This is a genomic window from Sphingomonas sp. Leaf10 (genome assembly GCF_001421245.1).
In the GTDB taxonomy this organism is placed as follows: Bacteria; Pseudomonadota; Alphaproteobacteria; order Sphingomonadales; family Sphingomonadaceae; genus Sphingomonas.
Genome location: NZ_LMKE01000002.1, coordinates 70,435 through 83,852, shown reverse-complemented (window position 1 = coordinate 83,852; position 13,418 = coordinate 70,435). Strand labels below are relative to the sequence as shown.

Sequence of the window (13,418 nt, the reverse complement as noted above, 5' to 3'; positions counted from 1 at the left end):
GCATTCGCCTGGGTCGAGACGTTCAGTGCGCCGCCGACCATCGAGTCCGAGCCACCTTGAGCGGCCAGACCAACCTTGGCGAGGGTGGTCGTCGAGCCTTCGACGCGGATTTCCGCACCGGTATCAGACTTCAGTTCGACACGACCACGCAACGTCATGCCAGCCGCGCCGGCGGTCGTGCCGGTTGCTGCGGTACCGTCGTCGCCCGCCATGCTGATCGCCATGCCTGCCGACGTGGCGACAGTACCATCCTTGATCGTGATGTCGTTGCCGGTCGAAGACGTCAGAATTAGGTTGCCGTCCTTGTCGCTCGACGCAACCAGACCGCTGATGCCCGCGCCATTGATGTTGGCAACCACATCCGACATTGAAATCTTGCTGTCGGAGTTGGCGTCCGAAAGCGCGACCGTCGCGCCATTGATGTTGATGGTGTTTGCAGCCACCAGCTTCGCCGAGTCGAGCTTGATCGTCGCAGTGGTGGTTGCGGTCGCGGTAACGCCACTGTCCTTGCTGACCGCGTTGATGGCAGCAGCCTTGGAAGCGGCCGAAGCATCGTTCGAGCTGCCAACGGTAACGCCGTTGAGCTTCAGGTCGTCGGTCCCGTCAAGCGAGCCTGCGCCGGTGGTCGACCCCTTGACGCCATCGGAGCTCGTCGTCTCGTTGAGACCCAAGGCTACGAAATCGGCAGCAGTACCGGCCGAGCCGCGCTTGATCTCGATCGCCTCACCCTTTGCGCTGTTCAGCGCGACAAAGCCGCCGTAATCCTTCGCTGCGCCTGCGGTACCAGCCGTGAAACCGGCCTTACCGGCATCAGTGCCCTCAATGGTGATCGTCTTGCCGGTGTCGTTCGACAGAACGATCTTGCCTTCGTTATTGAGCTGCGCGGTTACTCCGCCCACGTCGCGATTGATCTTGGTGACCAGTTCTTCGGCAGTCGCACCGGTGATCGACACGTTATTGATCTTGAACGCACCATCAGTCGTCACGCCACCTTGTGCGATCGGGCCGCCGGTCAGCGTGTTGTAGGCGGTCGCCGAAACGCCCGTCTGGCCGGTGTTGGTGTTGATCGCGGCGGCAGTGTCTTCGGCGGTTCCGCTGGTGAGAGCGGCTGCGAACGCGTCCTTACCGTTGATCTGAATGTCAGATGCCCCGATCGAAGCGCTGCTGATGCGACCGGTGGTTGCCTGACCTTCGACACGGTAGCCGTTCAGGCCCAGTGCGCTCGCAGAGGTGTTGGCGAGCGAGACCGAGGTCGTCTGCCCAGCCTGCGAACCGGTCTGGAGCGTCACCGACTTCACCGAACCGTCAAGCAGGTTGATTCCGTTAAAGTTGGTCTTGGTCGAGATGTCGTTGATCTGCGCGGTCAGCTGGCCGACTTCCGACTGGAGCGACTTGCGTTCCGACGCACCCAGCGAGCCGTTAGCGGCTTGCCCTGCCAGTTCCTTCATGCGCTGCAGCATGTTGGTGACTTCGCCCAGCGCGCCTTCCGCGGTCTGCGCCATCGAGATGCCGTCGTTCGCGTTGCGCGCTGCGACTGCCATGGTCTTGATCTGGCTGGTCATGCGGGTGGCGATGGCGAGGCCGGCGGCGTCGTCCTTGGCCGAGTTGATGCGCTTGCCGGTCGACAGGCGTTCCATCGACGCCTTCAGGGCATCGTTCGCGGCGGACGAGGCGTTGGCGGCGCGGAGCGATCCGATGTTGGATCCGATAACGGTCATGGGTGTGTCCTCCAGTCTGACTTCCAGCGCCCCGTGGTCCCCCCTGATGAAGCAATCGGGAACGAAGCTGCTGCCCGGAGAAACGGCACGGGTCGGCGGGGTTTAAGCGAAAAAATTGGCCCCTCGCGCGCGCGGGGGAGCGCACGCGGCATACAGAGCCGAATCGGGCAACATTTTACCGGGTGTTAACCAGCCTGCCGGCAAAGAGGTGCCGTACAGGGGAATCATCAACCGATGCGCTCGATCTATCCATCCGCTGCCGTCCTCGCTTCGAAGTTCACGCTCGTGTCGTCGCTGCGCGCGCAGGGGTTCGTGCTGGCCAATGCCGGGCAGAAGCCGGGCCCGGCCGATGTGTTCCTGATCATGGAAGGCGAAGTGCCGCTGATCGCGTCGCGCACGCTGGTGCTGGCCGAGGGGCCGGTCAGCGCGACGCCGTTCGCCGACGGCCGCCCCGCCCGCCTGTGCTACACCCATGCCGATACCGAACTGGCCCATGCCTTTGCCGCGGCACTGCTGTGCGGCCGGCATGTCGCGGTCGCCGCCGATCCCGAGAGCCTTGCGCTGCAGGCGCTGGCGCGCCGCGTCGCCGCCGCCGACATCACCGTGTTGGTCAATGGCCCGACCGGCACCGGCAAGGAAGTGCTGGCGCGCACCATCCACGCCGAAAGCAGCCGCGCCGCCGGCCCGTTCATCGCGATCAACTGTGCAGCACTTCCCGAAACCATGCTGGAGGCGATGCTGTTCGGGCATGTGAAGGGCGCGTTCACCGGGGCGGGTGCGGCGGGCGAAGGGTTCTTCCGCGCGGCGCATGGGGGCACGCTGCTCCTCGACGAAATCGCCGAAATGCCGCTGCCGTTGCAGGCCAAGCTGCTGCGCGTGTTGCAGGAACGCGAGGTCGTGCCGATCGGTGCGACCCAGGCCGAGGCGGTCGATGTCCGCGTCGTCGCCTGCGCCAATCGCGACTTGCAGGACGAAGTCGCCGCCGGCCGCTTCCGCGCCGATCTCTATTACCGGTTGAGCGTGTTCCCGCTGTCGACCCGTGCCCTTGCCGATCGGCCGGGCGATGTCGCGGCGCTGGCGGCGGCGATGGTCGTGCGCCATGCCGCCGGCCGCGACACGCTGCCATGGATTTCGGACGAGGCGCTGGCGATGCTGGTCCGGCACGACTGGCCGGGCAATGCCCGCGAGCTGGAGAATGTGATCCAGCGCGCGCTGCTGCTGGGCATGGGCGACCGCATCGAGGCGCACGACATCGTGTTCGATCGCGCCGGCCCGATCGCCGCGCCGCGCGCCGTCGAACCGGTCGGGGCCACGCTGACCAACATCGTCCAGATCCATGAATTCGCCGCGATCCGCCGGACGCTGGAGGAATGTGGCGGCAACCGCATCGAGACCGCACGGCGGCTGGGCATTTCGGAGCGCACGCTGCGCTACCGCCTGGCAAAGGCGCGTGAGGCCGGCGAAATGCTGACGCCCGCGCAAGCCGTGGCGGCTTCGGCATGAGCGTCGGTGGTGTCGGCGGCGCGATGGGCGTCGACCGGGTGATGCAGCTTCGCGCGCAGATCCTGGAGCGCAATCAGGCGCTGTCGAAGGCGAACACGCAGGTCGCGGCGGCCCAGGCCCCGGCGGCCGAACCCGCCAAGCCGGCAAGCTTCGCCGATGCGATGGGCGACGCGCTGAAGGGCGTGAACGCGCAGCAGAACAAGGCGAGCGAACTGTCGGCGATGTACGAACGCGGCGAGACCGTCGACATCGCCAAGGTGATGATGGCGCGCCAGCAGGCATCGGTCGGCTTCGAAGCGACGATGCAGGTCAGAAATAAACTTTTGTCCGCCTACAAGGACATCATGAGCATGCCGGTCTGATATGGAAAACGCACTCGCCACCACCGGCGCAGGCGGCGTTCCCGCCCCCGCAGCCCCCGCCAAATTCGCCAACCCGCTGACGCAGATCGGCGGGATCATGAAGAACCCCGCCGTCAAGCGCAGCCTGCCGATGATCTTCATCGTCGTCCTGGTGCTGTCGGCGGCGATGGCGTGGATGGCGCTGGCCACCCCGCCGCAGCGCGTGCTGTTCCCGCAGCTGCCCGACAGCGACAAGCAGGCGGTGGTCGACGCGCTGACTGCGGCGAAGATCGACAGCAGTGTCGACGATTCGGGCGGGATCACCGTCGGCGAAGACGATTATCACCGCGCCCGCATCCTGCTGGCCGGACAGGACCTGCCCAAGGCGGCACCGGGCGGCTATGCGATCCTCGACCAGCTGCCGATGGGCGTGTCGCGCGCCGTCGAAGGCGAGCGGCTGCGCCAGGCGCGCGAGACCGAGCTGGCCAAGTCGATCGGCGAGATCGAGTCGGTCGCCGATGCCCGCGTCCACCTCGCCATGCCCGAATCGTCGGTGTTCGTGCGCGACAATGCCCAGCCATCGGCGTCGGTCATCGTCCGCCTCGAACCCGGCCGGAGTCTCACGCAGGCGCAGGTCCGCTCGATCGTCAACCTCGTCGCCAGCTCGGTGCCGGGGATGAAGCCCGATCAGGTGACGATCATCGACCAGATGGGCGCGCTGCTGAGCAAGCCGAGCGACGGCAGCGATGCCAGCACGCTGTCGGACGAGCGGATCGATTATCAGCGCCGCATCGAGGACAAGTATCGCGCGCAGCTCAACACGCTGCTGACCCCGCTGCTGGGTGCCGGCAATTTCTCGGCCGAGATCCAGGCCGATGTCGATCTGGACGAGAGCCAGGCGACGCGCGAAAGCTATGACAAGCAGGGCGTGGTCCGCGCCGAACAGGGCAATTGGCAGGGCAATACCCCTGGCGAGACGACGCCCGGCGGAATTCCCGGTGCGCTGTCCAACACCGCGCCCGCTGCATCGACGCTGGCGACCGCGACGCCGGGTCCGGCCGGGGCCACCGTGCAGCCGGGCACCGCCCCGGGTGCCACCCCGCCGGTCAAGACCAGCGAGAATTTCAACCGCGCCTATGATCTGGGCAAGGAAGTGTCGGTCACCCGTGCCGCCCCCGGATCGATCCGGCGGCTGTCGGTGGCGGTGCTGCTGCGCGAGGCCGACGGCGGCAAGCCGCGCACCCCGGCCGAGATCCAGCAGATCAACGACCTGGTGAAGGCGGCGGTCGGCTTCAATCAGCAGCGTCAGGACACGGTGACGGTCATCAGCCGCAAATTCTCGCCCGATGCGGTCGCCGGTGACGTGGCGCGGCCGTGGTACGATGCCGACTGGGTGCCGATGGCGGCGCGCAACGGCACCGCGTTGATCATCGCCCTGCTGGTGCTGTTCATGGGCGTCCGGCCGATGGTCAAGGCGATCAACGAGAAGCGCAAGGCCGAGGCTGCCGCCGAAACCGCCCGCATCGCCGCGCAGGAAGCCGCCGCGCGGGCCGCGCTGGCCGGACCGGTCGAACCCGCCGAGCCTGAGCCGGTGAGCATGGAGATGCTGGAAAGTGCGCGCAGCTATGACGACCGGGTCGGGCTGGTCCGTGGCTTCACCCGCGACAATCCGGCGCGCGCCGCGCTGGCCGTGCGTGACATGATCCAGTCGGATGCCAAGCAGTGAACGCCCCCACCCGTATCCATAGCGGTGTCGAACGCGCCGCCGTCCTGATGATGCTGGTCGGCGAGGAGGAAGCCGCCGCGATCCTGCAGAAGCTGGACCCGGAAGAGGTGCAGCAGCTGGGCAAGGCGATGTTCACTGTCGCCGATGTCAGCGAGGACGAGGTGACGGTCGTGCTCGACGATTTCGTCGACAAGGCGCGCGAGCGGACGACCGTGGGGTTCGATCCGCGCCCGCATATCGAAACGGTGATGAACCGCGCGCTGGGCGCCGACAAGGCCGAGAGCGTGCTGGCCAAGATCACGCCGGTCGAGACCGCGTGCCAGATCGAGCTGCTCGACTGGATGGACGCGAGCGAGATCGTCAGCCTGATCAAGGACGAGCATCCGCAGATCGCCGCCGTGCTGCTCGCCAATCTCGACCCCGCCATCGCCGCGCAGGTGCTGGAAGGGCTGCCCGAGGTGGTGCAGCCGCAGATCCTGCATCGCATCGCCAAGCTTGGCCCGATCACGCCCGAGGCGATCGATACGCTGAAGTCGATGCTGTCGCGCCGCTCGACCGGGCGGACCAGCGGTACCGGCGTACAGCTGGGCGGGGCGAAGGACGCCGCCAAGATCCTGTCGTCGGGGCGCAAGGCGACCGAGAACCGGGTCATGCCGAAACTGGCCAAGATCGACCGCGACATCGCGCGCCAGATCGAGGACCAGCTGTTCGTGTTCGACAACCTGCTGGAGATGGACGACAAGAATCTGGGCGTGCTGATCCGCAACGTCGACAGCGACCTGCTGGTGCGGGCGCTGAAGGGCGTCGACGAGACCGGGCGCAACCGGTTCCTCGGCTGCATGTCGGCGCGCGCCGCCGACGGTATCCGCGACGAGATCGAGGCACGCGGGCCGATGAAGCTGGCCGAGGTGCTTGACGCGCAGAAGGGCGTCATCACCGTCGCCCGCCAGCTGGCCAAGGACGGCACGATCATGATGGGCGGTGGCGACGACGATTATGTTTGAGAGCGCCGCCCCCCGCGCCGTCGCCGGCGGTTTCGTCGCCGGTTTCGCCAGCCGCCACGTCGCCGCTGCCGATATCCTCGCGCGTGCCTTCGGTGCGCCCGATCCGTTCGCCGAAACCGGCGTCGTGCCGGTCCGTCCCGCCGATTTCGGCGCGGCGGCCCCGGGCGAGGCGCCGACGCCGAGCGGTCCGAAGCATTTCCGCCCGGCCGATCCCGATCATAACCCGACCGAAGGCTGGGACCCGTTCTGCGCCAGTGCCGGCGACGTCGCGGTCACCACGCTGGACCCCGTCACCGAGGCGCATGCCGCCGGCTATGCCGAGGGTCTGGCCGCTGCCGCCGCCGCCAGCCAGTCCGACCACGCGCGCGACCATGCGCTGCTGGCACGGCTGGCCGAGGCGCTGGGCACCGCGACGCATATCGACCGCGAGGCGATGGCGACGCGGTTGCGCCAGACGGTACTCACGCTGGTCCGACAGATCGTCGGCGAAGTCGGCGTGTCCGCCAACCATCTGGCCGAACGCATCGACGCCGCCGCCGAATTGCTGGCCGACAGTGCCGAATCGGCCATCCTGCGCATGCACGAAACCGACATTCCGCTGGTCGAGGGCAAGCTGCCCAAGGCCGTGTTCCCGGTCGCCGATCCGGGGGTCGAGCGGGGTGGCTTCGTCCTCGAAACCGCGTCGACCGTGGTCGAGGACGGCCCGTCGCTGTGGCTGGAGCAGCTGGGCGCCGCCATCGAAACCGTACCGGTGCCCGTATCATGCTGAACCGTTTCGCCGACGATTATCTGGGCGCCCTTGCCCCGACCGGGTTCCGTCCGCGCGCGCGCGTCGCCGGGCGGCTGTCGTCCTATGACGGGCTGTTGATGGAAGCGGTCGGGCTGTCGCTGCCGGTCGGGACCGTGTGCCAGGTCGGCACCGGCGATGGCGGCCATATCGAGGCGGAGGCGATCGGCTTTCGAAACGGCAAGACGCTGATGATGAATCTGGGCGGCCCCGCCCCGCTGCTGCCGGGTGCGCTGGTGCGGCCGGGCGACAAGCCGGGCGAGGCCGAGGTCGGCGAGGCGATGCTGGGCCGCGTGGTCGATGGCGCGGGCAAGCCGATCGACGGCAAGGGACCGATCCGGGGGGCGGGCCGCTGGCCGCTGGCCGGACGTATCCAGTCGCCGCTGGATCGTGGCCGCGTATTGGAGCCGATGGACGTCGGCGTCCGCGCGATCAACGGGCTGCTGACCATCGGTCAGGGACAGCGCGTCGGCATCATGGCCGGATCGGGCGTCGGCAAGTCGGTGTTGCTGGGCATGATGGTCCGCGCCGCCAAGGCCGATGTGATCGTCGTCGGCCTGATCGGCGAGCGCAGCCGCGAAGTGTCCGACTTCCTCGAAACCAAGCTGAAGGGCGACGCGCGGGCGCGGTCGGTGGTGGTCGCGGTGCCGGCCAACCATTCGCCGGTGCTGCGTATTCGCGGTGCCCTGCGCGCGACGGCGATTGCCGAGGCGTTTCGCGAACAGGGCAAGAAGGTCCTGCTGATCATCGATTCGCTGACCCGCGTGGCGCATGCCGGGCGCGAGATCGGCCTGGCGCTGGGCGAACCGGCATCGGCACGCGGGTATCCGCCGAGCGCCATCGCGATGCTGCCGGGATTGATCGAACGCGCGGGCACCTGTGTCCGCACCGGCGGGTCGATCACGGCGATCTATACCGTGCTGGCCGATGGCGACGACAATAGCGATCCGGTGGTGGACTCGGCGCGATCGATCCTCGACGGGCATATCGTGCTCAGCCGGCAACTGGCCGAGCGCGGCGTCTATCCGGCGATCGATCTGGGGCCGTCGGTCAGCCGCGTGATGACCGATATCGCCGACCGGCCGCATCTGGCCGCCGCGCGGGTGCTGCGCCGTCATCTGGCGACGTATGAGGAAAATCGCGATCTGGTGCTGATGGGTGCCTATCGCCCCGGTACCGATGCCGCGATCGACGGCGCGCTCGCCGCCCATCCCGCCGTCATGGAATATGTGAAGCAGGATTCTGACGAGATCGTGTCGCTGGACGATGCCGTCTCCGAGTTGGTGGGTATTTTCGGTGACTGACAAGGCGAAGCGGCTGTCGCGGGTGCTGCGCGTGCGGACCATGCAGCTCAACCTGACACAGGCCGAGGAGGCGCGCGCCGCCGCGCGGGTCGCCGACGAGATCGCGCTGCGCGACCGGATCCGCACGCTGGCCGACGCGGTGTCGCCGGTGCCGACCCCCAGCGCGACCGCCGCCGGGCTGGGCGCCGCCGCCCATTATCGCGAGCGGCTGCACGCGACGGCGCAGGTCGTCGAACAGCGCGTGGTGCAGGCCGATGCCGGGCTGGAGCGCGCGCGATCGGCGACGATGACCGCCAAGCGCGACCAGAGCGCGGTCGAGAAGCTGCTCGAACGCGCCCATGCCGCGCGCGCGATGCGTGAATTGCGTGCGATGGAAAATGCGCCGCCGGTGCGCCGACCCAATCGGCACGATCCTTGCTGATCGACCGGTCGAACGCTTGACGGATCGACCTATGCAGCTTCTCTCCGCCCTATCCAGTACCGCTTCCCCGCTCGCCATGCAGGCCACGCCGATGGCCGGCGTCGCGGCGGACGCGTTTGCGGCGCTGTTCGCCGGCATCCTGCCGGAAAGCGGCGACGACGGGCGGCAGGTGGCTGCCGATCCCGGCAAGGCGTTGCCGGTGACGCAGGTACCGCCGGTCGCGGCTGCCGGCGTGCCGGTACTTACCACCCCGGTCGCACCCGCGCCCGCACCGGTGGTCGCGCCGGTCCTGCCGGTGTCCGCAAGCGAGGCGATCGCAATGGTGCCCGCCGAACCGGTCGCGCAACCGGCGGCGCGTGATGCGGTGCCGGTCGCGGTCGCCGCCGCGGTCGTCGGTGGGCTGAAACTGTTGCCCGAGGACGCGCCGGTCGTGGCGCGGCAACCCGACCCCAAACCCGAACCCGTGATCCAGCCAATGCCCGCCCGGTTCGCACCGCCGCTGCCGGTACGCACGCGGCGCGCGGCCGACGAACCGGCGCTACCGACGCCGGACAGCGACGATGCCGAAGTGGCCGAAGCTGTCGAGGATGGCGATGCGCCGATCCTGGTCGTGCCGAGCGATGCGCCCCCGATCGACCTGCCACCGATGGTCGCGATACCCGCCGGCGCGCTGGCGCCGGTGCCGGAGGACGTGACGCCAGAGATGAAGGTGATCGGGCCGAAGGTACCGGACGCCGAACCCACCGCCGCCCCGCCCACGCCCGCTGTCGCCGGACCGGTATCGCAAGGTGACCGGCAGATCGCAGCCGATCGCCCTGCCCAGCCCGACCATGCGGTGACCGAACCGTCGCGCCCCGTCGCCAGCGACGTGGAGGGAATGCCGGTCGCGGCTTCGCCGACGGTTGCCCGGCCGGTTCGAGCAGACGCAACCCGCACGGGTGCGGCCATCGCGGGGATGCCGCGTCCGGACGCCGTCGTCACGCCGCCGGGCACGCCCGAACCGACCGGTCGCCGGTCGGTCGCGCCCGGGCTAGTCGGCAACGTGCGTCGATCGGACCAGCCGGCCAAGACGCCGACCGTTTCGACCCCGGCCCCCGCCCCGCGCTTCGCTCCGGTCGACCGTGGCGCGATGCCCGGTGCGCCGGTCGTCGATCCGGTCCGGGCCGCATGGCAGGTCGAACTGCCGGCCGATCCGGCCGCGATACCGGCGGTCGCCCCGGCCAATCCGCAAACCGTGCTCGCGTCGAAGCCAGTGGCGGTCGATCGGGTCGTCGGCGACGTGCCCTTCCCCACCACCGGCCCGGTTGCGCAGGCTGCCAATCCGGTGACGCCGGTCGTGGCGCAACCGCTGCCGCCGATCGCTCAACCCCAGGGCGTCCAACCCGAAAAGGTCGCGCAGGTCGTTGCCCCTTCGGTCGTGCAGGCCGCGCCGGTCGCCGCCCCCCGCCGGGCGGCACCGACCACCACCGCACGCGCCACCCCGGTCGGCACGCCCGCCGCACAGGCATCGCGTGCGCCGATCGCTGAACCCGCCGTGCAGGCACCGATCGCGGAACCGACCGCCCGTCCGGCCGAACCGGCGCGCGCTGCGGTCGCCGAAACCGTCCGCGCGCCGATCGCCGACGCGGCACCCCGCCCGGCCGATCCGGTGGTGATCGATCAGCCTGCGGTAGCATTCACGCTGCCGGGCGAACGCGCCATGGCGACCCAACCGGTCGCCGAACCGCTGACCCCCAATCGCCAGACGATCGCCGGGGAGGCGAGCGCGCCGGTCGTGTCGGTCGCCGCGCCGACCGTGCAGCCGGTGAAGGCACCGCCAGTCACCCGCGTCGCATCCGCGCCCGCCCCGGAAACGGTGGCCGAGGTCGTGCTGGCCGACGCCCCCGCCCCGCGTCCGCGCCGTGACGACGATGCGCCGCCGCTGCCGACGCCCGCCGCCCCGGCGATCGATGCCGCGACGCTGCGCCCGGTGTCCGCGCCGGTCACCGCCCAGCAACCGCATCTCGACACCCGCCAGCCGCACTGGGTGGAGGGGATGATCGACCGGATCGAAACCCTGCGCGACGCATCGCCGACGCAGGGCGAGACCCGCATCCGCCTGTCGCCCGATGCGCTCGGCGATGTCGAGGTCGCGATCCGCACCACGGAGGACGGCCGCGTCCATGTGCATCTGAGCAGCGAGAACGCCGATGCCGGCCGCCTGCTCGCCGATGCGCAGCCGCGCCTGCTGCAAATGGCCGAGGCGCGCGGGCTGAAACTGGGCGGCATGCAGGTCGATGTCGGCACGCAGCAACAGCCATCGCAGCGTCAGGCACAGGATCAGGGATCGTCGCAGCCGCGCGCGCCCCGCTCCGCCTTTGCCGACACGCAGGCGCCATCCACCCGAACCGATAATCGTATCGCCTGAGGAAGCACGACATGAGCGACAAGGAGACGCCGGAGGAAAAGCCGGCGAAGAAGAAGGGCAAGCTGGTCAAGATACTGGTCATGGTGGTCGGCGTCGTCGCCCTGCTGGGCGGGGGCGTCGGCGCGGGCCTGTATGCCAGTTCGTCGGGCCTGATCGGCGGCGGCGGCGATCATGGCGAGAAGGAACCACCCCATGAGAAGAAGGACCTGCCCAAGCTGGTCCCGAAGTCCGAGGAAGTGAAGGCCGGCGCCGGGGGTGAAGGCGGTGAAGGCGGCGGTCACGGCGGCGGCGAAGGCGGCGGCGAGGGCGGCGCCGCCGAGCATGGCGACGAAAACAGCCGGCCGACGCCCGAAATGGAGGGCGGCGATCGCTGGGCATCGACCTATTATGCGATGGAGAAGGAGTTCACCTCCAACCTGTCCGACAGCACGCACTTCATTCAGGTGGGCGTCGCGATCTCTACCTCGTACGACAACAAGGTGATCGAGAATCTGAAGACCCACGAGATCGCGATTCGCTCGGCGATCCTGCTCGCGCTGGGCGAGACGACCGAGGATCAGGTGTTCACGCCGGAGGGCAAAAAACAGCTGTCGTTGCGCATCAAGAAGGCGATCAACGACACTTTGGAGCAAAAGGAAGGCTTTGGCGGCATCGGTAACGTTTATTTTACCACGTTTGTGGTTCAGTAAACGTGCATGGTTAACAGCCCGTCCACCGCGCCCGAAGGCAGCGAACGGAGTCGCCGCACGGCGGCTGCGTCGCATGCGCCGAGCCTGGGCGCGGCGAACCTCAATCCGTTCGGCGACCTGCGGGCGCTCGATCACCTCTCGGCCCGCATGGCGCGGTCGCTGCGACAGGTGTTCGAGCCGTTGCTCAGGCGCGGGGTCAAGAGCTGGGCCGAGCCGGTCGAGGTCGACCGGTTCGCGGGCTATTGCGCCGCGCGCCGCGCCCACGGGCTGACCGGGTGGGTGCCGCTGACGCTGTCGACCGGGGGAAGCCCGGCGATCGTGGTCATCGACGGCACCTTCCTGCTCGAAACGCTCGACATCTTCTTCGGCGGGTTCGGCGAAGCACCCAATCCGATGCCGGTCGAATTCTCGCCCGCCGCCGAAGCGATGCTGCGCCGGCTGGCGACTGCCATCGCCGCGCCGCTGGGCGAAGCATGGGGGCCGCTGGCCGGCATCGCGTTCGAACCCGGCACGCCGGAGGCCAATCCGGCGATGATGGGTGCGATCGATGGCGAGGATGCGGTGATCGCCACCCGCTTCGCGCTCGAGGTCGGCGACGCGATGCTGCCGACCTATATCGACATCCTCTATCCGGTTGCGGCGCTCAAGCCCCATGCGCCGCAATTGTCGACCAAGGTCCATGGCCGCAGCGAACCCGATTCGAAATGGCGGTCGGGGCTGACGCGCGCGGTGATGGGCGTGAAGCTGCCGGTGCGGTCGGTCCTCGCCGAACCGGTCGTTTCGCTCGCCACCTTGCTCGAACTCAAGGAAGGCGACATCATCCCGATCAATTTCGGGCCGCAGGTGCCGGTATGGGTGTCCAACCGGCGGCTGGGCACCGGCACGGTCGGCACCGCCAACGGGCAGGCCGCGATCAAGCTGAACTCCATCGACCCCGGTTTCGAAGAGGAATTCCAATGAACGAGATGACCGGCGGCTTCCCCGCCGAAGCGTCGCTCGCCGCCAATTTCAAGCTGTTGCAGGATGTCGACGTCCGCCTGACCGTCGAGATCGGTTCGACGCAGCTGAGCTTACGCGAACTGCTGGCGCTCAGCGAATCGAGCGTGATCGAACTGGACCGCGGCGCCAACGAACTGCTCGACGTGTTCGTCAACGGCACGCTGATCGGGCGGGGCGAAGTGGTGACCGTCGGCGACCGGTTCGGTGTGCGGATGACCGAACTGGTCAGCCCCGACAAGCGGGTCAGCCGCTGATGATGTGGTCGTACATCCTGAAGCTCGTCATCCTCCTGCCGCTGGTCTGCGGCCTGATGATCGGCTGCCTGTATCTGTGGCGCCGGCTCGAAGCGCGGATGCCCGGCAATCAGGGTGAGCGGCTGGTCAAGGTGCGTGAGACGATGATGGTGTCGACCGGCACCAAGATCGCGGTGCTGGAGTTCGAGAACCGGCTGTTGCTGGTGTCGGTCAGCCGTAACGGGGTGACGCTGCTCGACCGGGGCGACAAGTGATCGGGCTGGCG

Annotated in this window: 13 protein-coding genes; 12 read left to right on the top strand and 1 reads right to left on the bottom strand. The window is 68.6% G+C overall.

Translation table 11 applies throughout. From position 1 onward, the window contains the following. Positions 1-1,718: flagellin hook IN motif-containing protein (locus tag ASE59_RS05085; protein WP_082458106.1), on the bottom strand; the 1,718-nt coding region annotated here is incomplete at its 3' end. Between the two features lie 234 nt (positions 1,719-1,952). Between ASE59_RS05085 and ASE59_RS05080 the strand changes: the two genes are divergently transcribed. From ASE59_RS05080 to ASE59_RS05025, 12 genes are all read left to right on the top strand, one after another. After that, positions 1,953-3,221, top strand: a complete 1,269-nt coding sequence (locus ASE59_RS05080) for a sigma 54-interacting transcriptional regulator (protein WP_056453120.1) — start codon at positions 1,953-1,955, stop codon at positions 3,219-3,221. Continuing rightward, on the top strand, positions 3,218-3,583 hold the full coding sequence (gene fliE, locus ASE59_RS05075) for a flagellar hook-basal body complex protein FliE (protein ID WP_056453118.1): 366 nt from the start codon (positions 3,218-3,220) through the stop codon (positions 3,581-3,583). Before ASE59_RS05080 ends, fliE begins: the two co-directional genes overlap by 4 nt. 1 nt (position 3,584) lies before the next feature. After that, positions 3,585-5,288 (top strand): flagellar basal-body MS-ring/collar protein FliF, encoded by a 1,704-nt coding sequence (fliF, locus tag ASE59_RS05070; RefSeq protein WP_056453112.1) that lies wholly within the window; start codon positions 3,585-3,587, stop codon positions 5,286-5,288. Next, complete coding sequence (fliG, locus tag ASE59_RS05065) at positions 5,285-6,292, top strand: flagellar motor switch protein FliG (RefSeq protein WP_056453109.1); 1,008 nt, start codon at positions 5,285-5,287, stop codon at positions 6,290-6,292. Before fliF ends, fliG begins: the two co-directional genes overlap by 4 nt. After that, positions 6,270-7,061 carry a FliH/SctL family protein gene (locus tag ASE59_RS05060; protein WP_235515651.1) on the top strand — a complete coding sequence of 264 codons (792 nt, stop codon included), beginning with the start codon at positions 6,270-6,272 and terminating at the stop codon, positions 7,059-7,061. Before fliG ends, ASE59_RS05060 begins: the two co-directional genes overlap by 23 nt. Next, complete coding sequence (locus ASE59_RS05055) at positions 7,055-8,383, top strand: FliI/YscN family ATPase (RefSeq protein ID WP_056453105.1); 1,329 nt, start codon at positions 7,055-7,057, stop codon at positions 8,381-8,383. The genes ASE59_RS05060 and ASE59_RS05055 overlap by 7 nt, the downstream gene beginning before the upstream one ends. Next, positions 8,376-8,804: a hypothetical protein gene (locus ASE59_RS05050; protein ID WP_235515650.1), complete on the top strand. Its 429-nt coding sequence runs from the start codon at positions 8,376-8,378 to the stop codon at positions 8,802-8,804. Before ASE59_RS05055 ends, ASE59_RS05050 begins: the two co-directional genes overlap by 8 nt. Before the next feature lie 76 nt (positions 8,805-8,880). Further along, on the top strand, positions 8,881-11,211 hold the full coding sequence (locus ASE59_RS05045) for a flagellar hook-length control protein FliK (protein ID WP_156359882.1): 2,331 nt from the start codon (positions 8,881-8,883) through the stop codon (positions 11,209-11,211). Positions 11,212-11,222: 11 nt separating this feature from the next. After that, positions 11,223-11,900 (top strand): flagellar basal body-associated protein FliL, encoded by a 678-nt coding sequence (gene fliL / locus ASE59_RS05040; RefSeq protein ID WP_056453096.1) that lies wholly within the window; start codon positions 11,223-11,225, stop codon positions 11,898-11,900. Positions 11,901-11,906: 6 nt separating this feature from the next. Continuing rightward, positions 11,907-12,860, top strand: a complete 954-nt coding sequence (locus ASE59_RS05035) for a flagellar motor switch protein FliM (RefSeq protein WP_056453093.1) — start codon at positions 11,907-11,909, stop codon at positions 12,858-12,860. Further along, entirely contained in the window at positions 12,857-13,153 is a 297-nt protein-coding gene (gene fliN / locus ASE59_RS05030) for a flagellar motor switch protein FliN (protein ID WP_056453091.1), read from the top strand. The genes ASE59_RS05035 and fliN overlap by 4 nt, the downstream gene beginning before the upstream one ends. Beyond that, positions 13,153-13,407, top strand: a complete 255-nt coding sequence (locus ASE59_RS05025; RefSeq protein WP_056453087.1) for a FliO/MopB family protein — start codon at positions 13,153-13,155, stop codon at positions 13,405-13,407. The genes fliN and ASE59_RS05025 overlap by 1 nt, the downstream gene beginning before the upstream one ends. The last annotated feature ends 11 nt before the right edge of the window (positions 13,408-13,418 follow it).

What these genes read in the sequence shown, in the direction of transcription:
- fliE (WP_056453118.1), top strand. Translation starts at nt 3,218, where the DNA reads ATGAGCGTCGGTGGTGTCGGCGGCGCGATGGGCGTCGACCGGGTGATG.
- ASE59_RS05035 (WP_056453093.1), top strand. Translation starts at nt 11,907, where the DNA reads ATGGTTAACAGCCCGTCCACCGCGCCCGAAGGCAGCGAACGGAGTCGC.
- fliL (WP_056453096.1), top strand. Translation starts at nt 11,223, where the DNA reads ATGAGCGACAAGGAGACGCCGGAGGAAAAGCCGGCGAAGAAGAAGGGC.
- ASE59_RS05055 (WP_056453105.1), top strand. Translation starts at nt 7,055, where the DNA reads ATGCTGAACCGTTTCGCCGACGATTATCTGGGCGCCCTTGCCCCGACC.
- fliF (WP_056453112.1), top strand. Translation starts at nt 3,585, where the DNA reads ATGGAAAACGCACTCGCCACCACCGGCGCAGGCGGCGTTCCCGCCCCC.
- ASE59_RS05080 (WP_056453120.1), top strand. Translation starts at nt 1,953, where the DNA reads ATGCGCTCGATCTATCCATCCGCTGCCGTCCTCGCTTCGAAGTTCACG.
- ASE59_RS05025 (WP_056453087.1), top strand. Translation starts at nt 13,153, where the DNA reads ATGATGTGGTCGTACATCCTGAAGCTCGTCATCCTCCTGCCGCTGGTC.
- fliN (WP_056453091.1), top strand. Translation starts at nt 12,857, where the DNA reads ATGAACGAGATGACCGGCGGCTTCCCCGCCGAAGCGTCGCTCGCCGCC.
- ASE59_RS05045 (WP_156359882.1), top strand. Translation starts at nt 8,881, where the DNA reads ATGCAGGCCACGCCGATGGCCGGCGTCGCGGCGGACGCGTTTGCGGCG.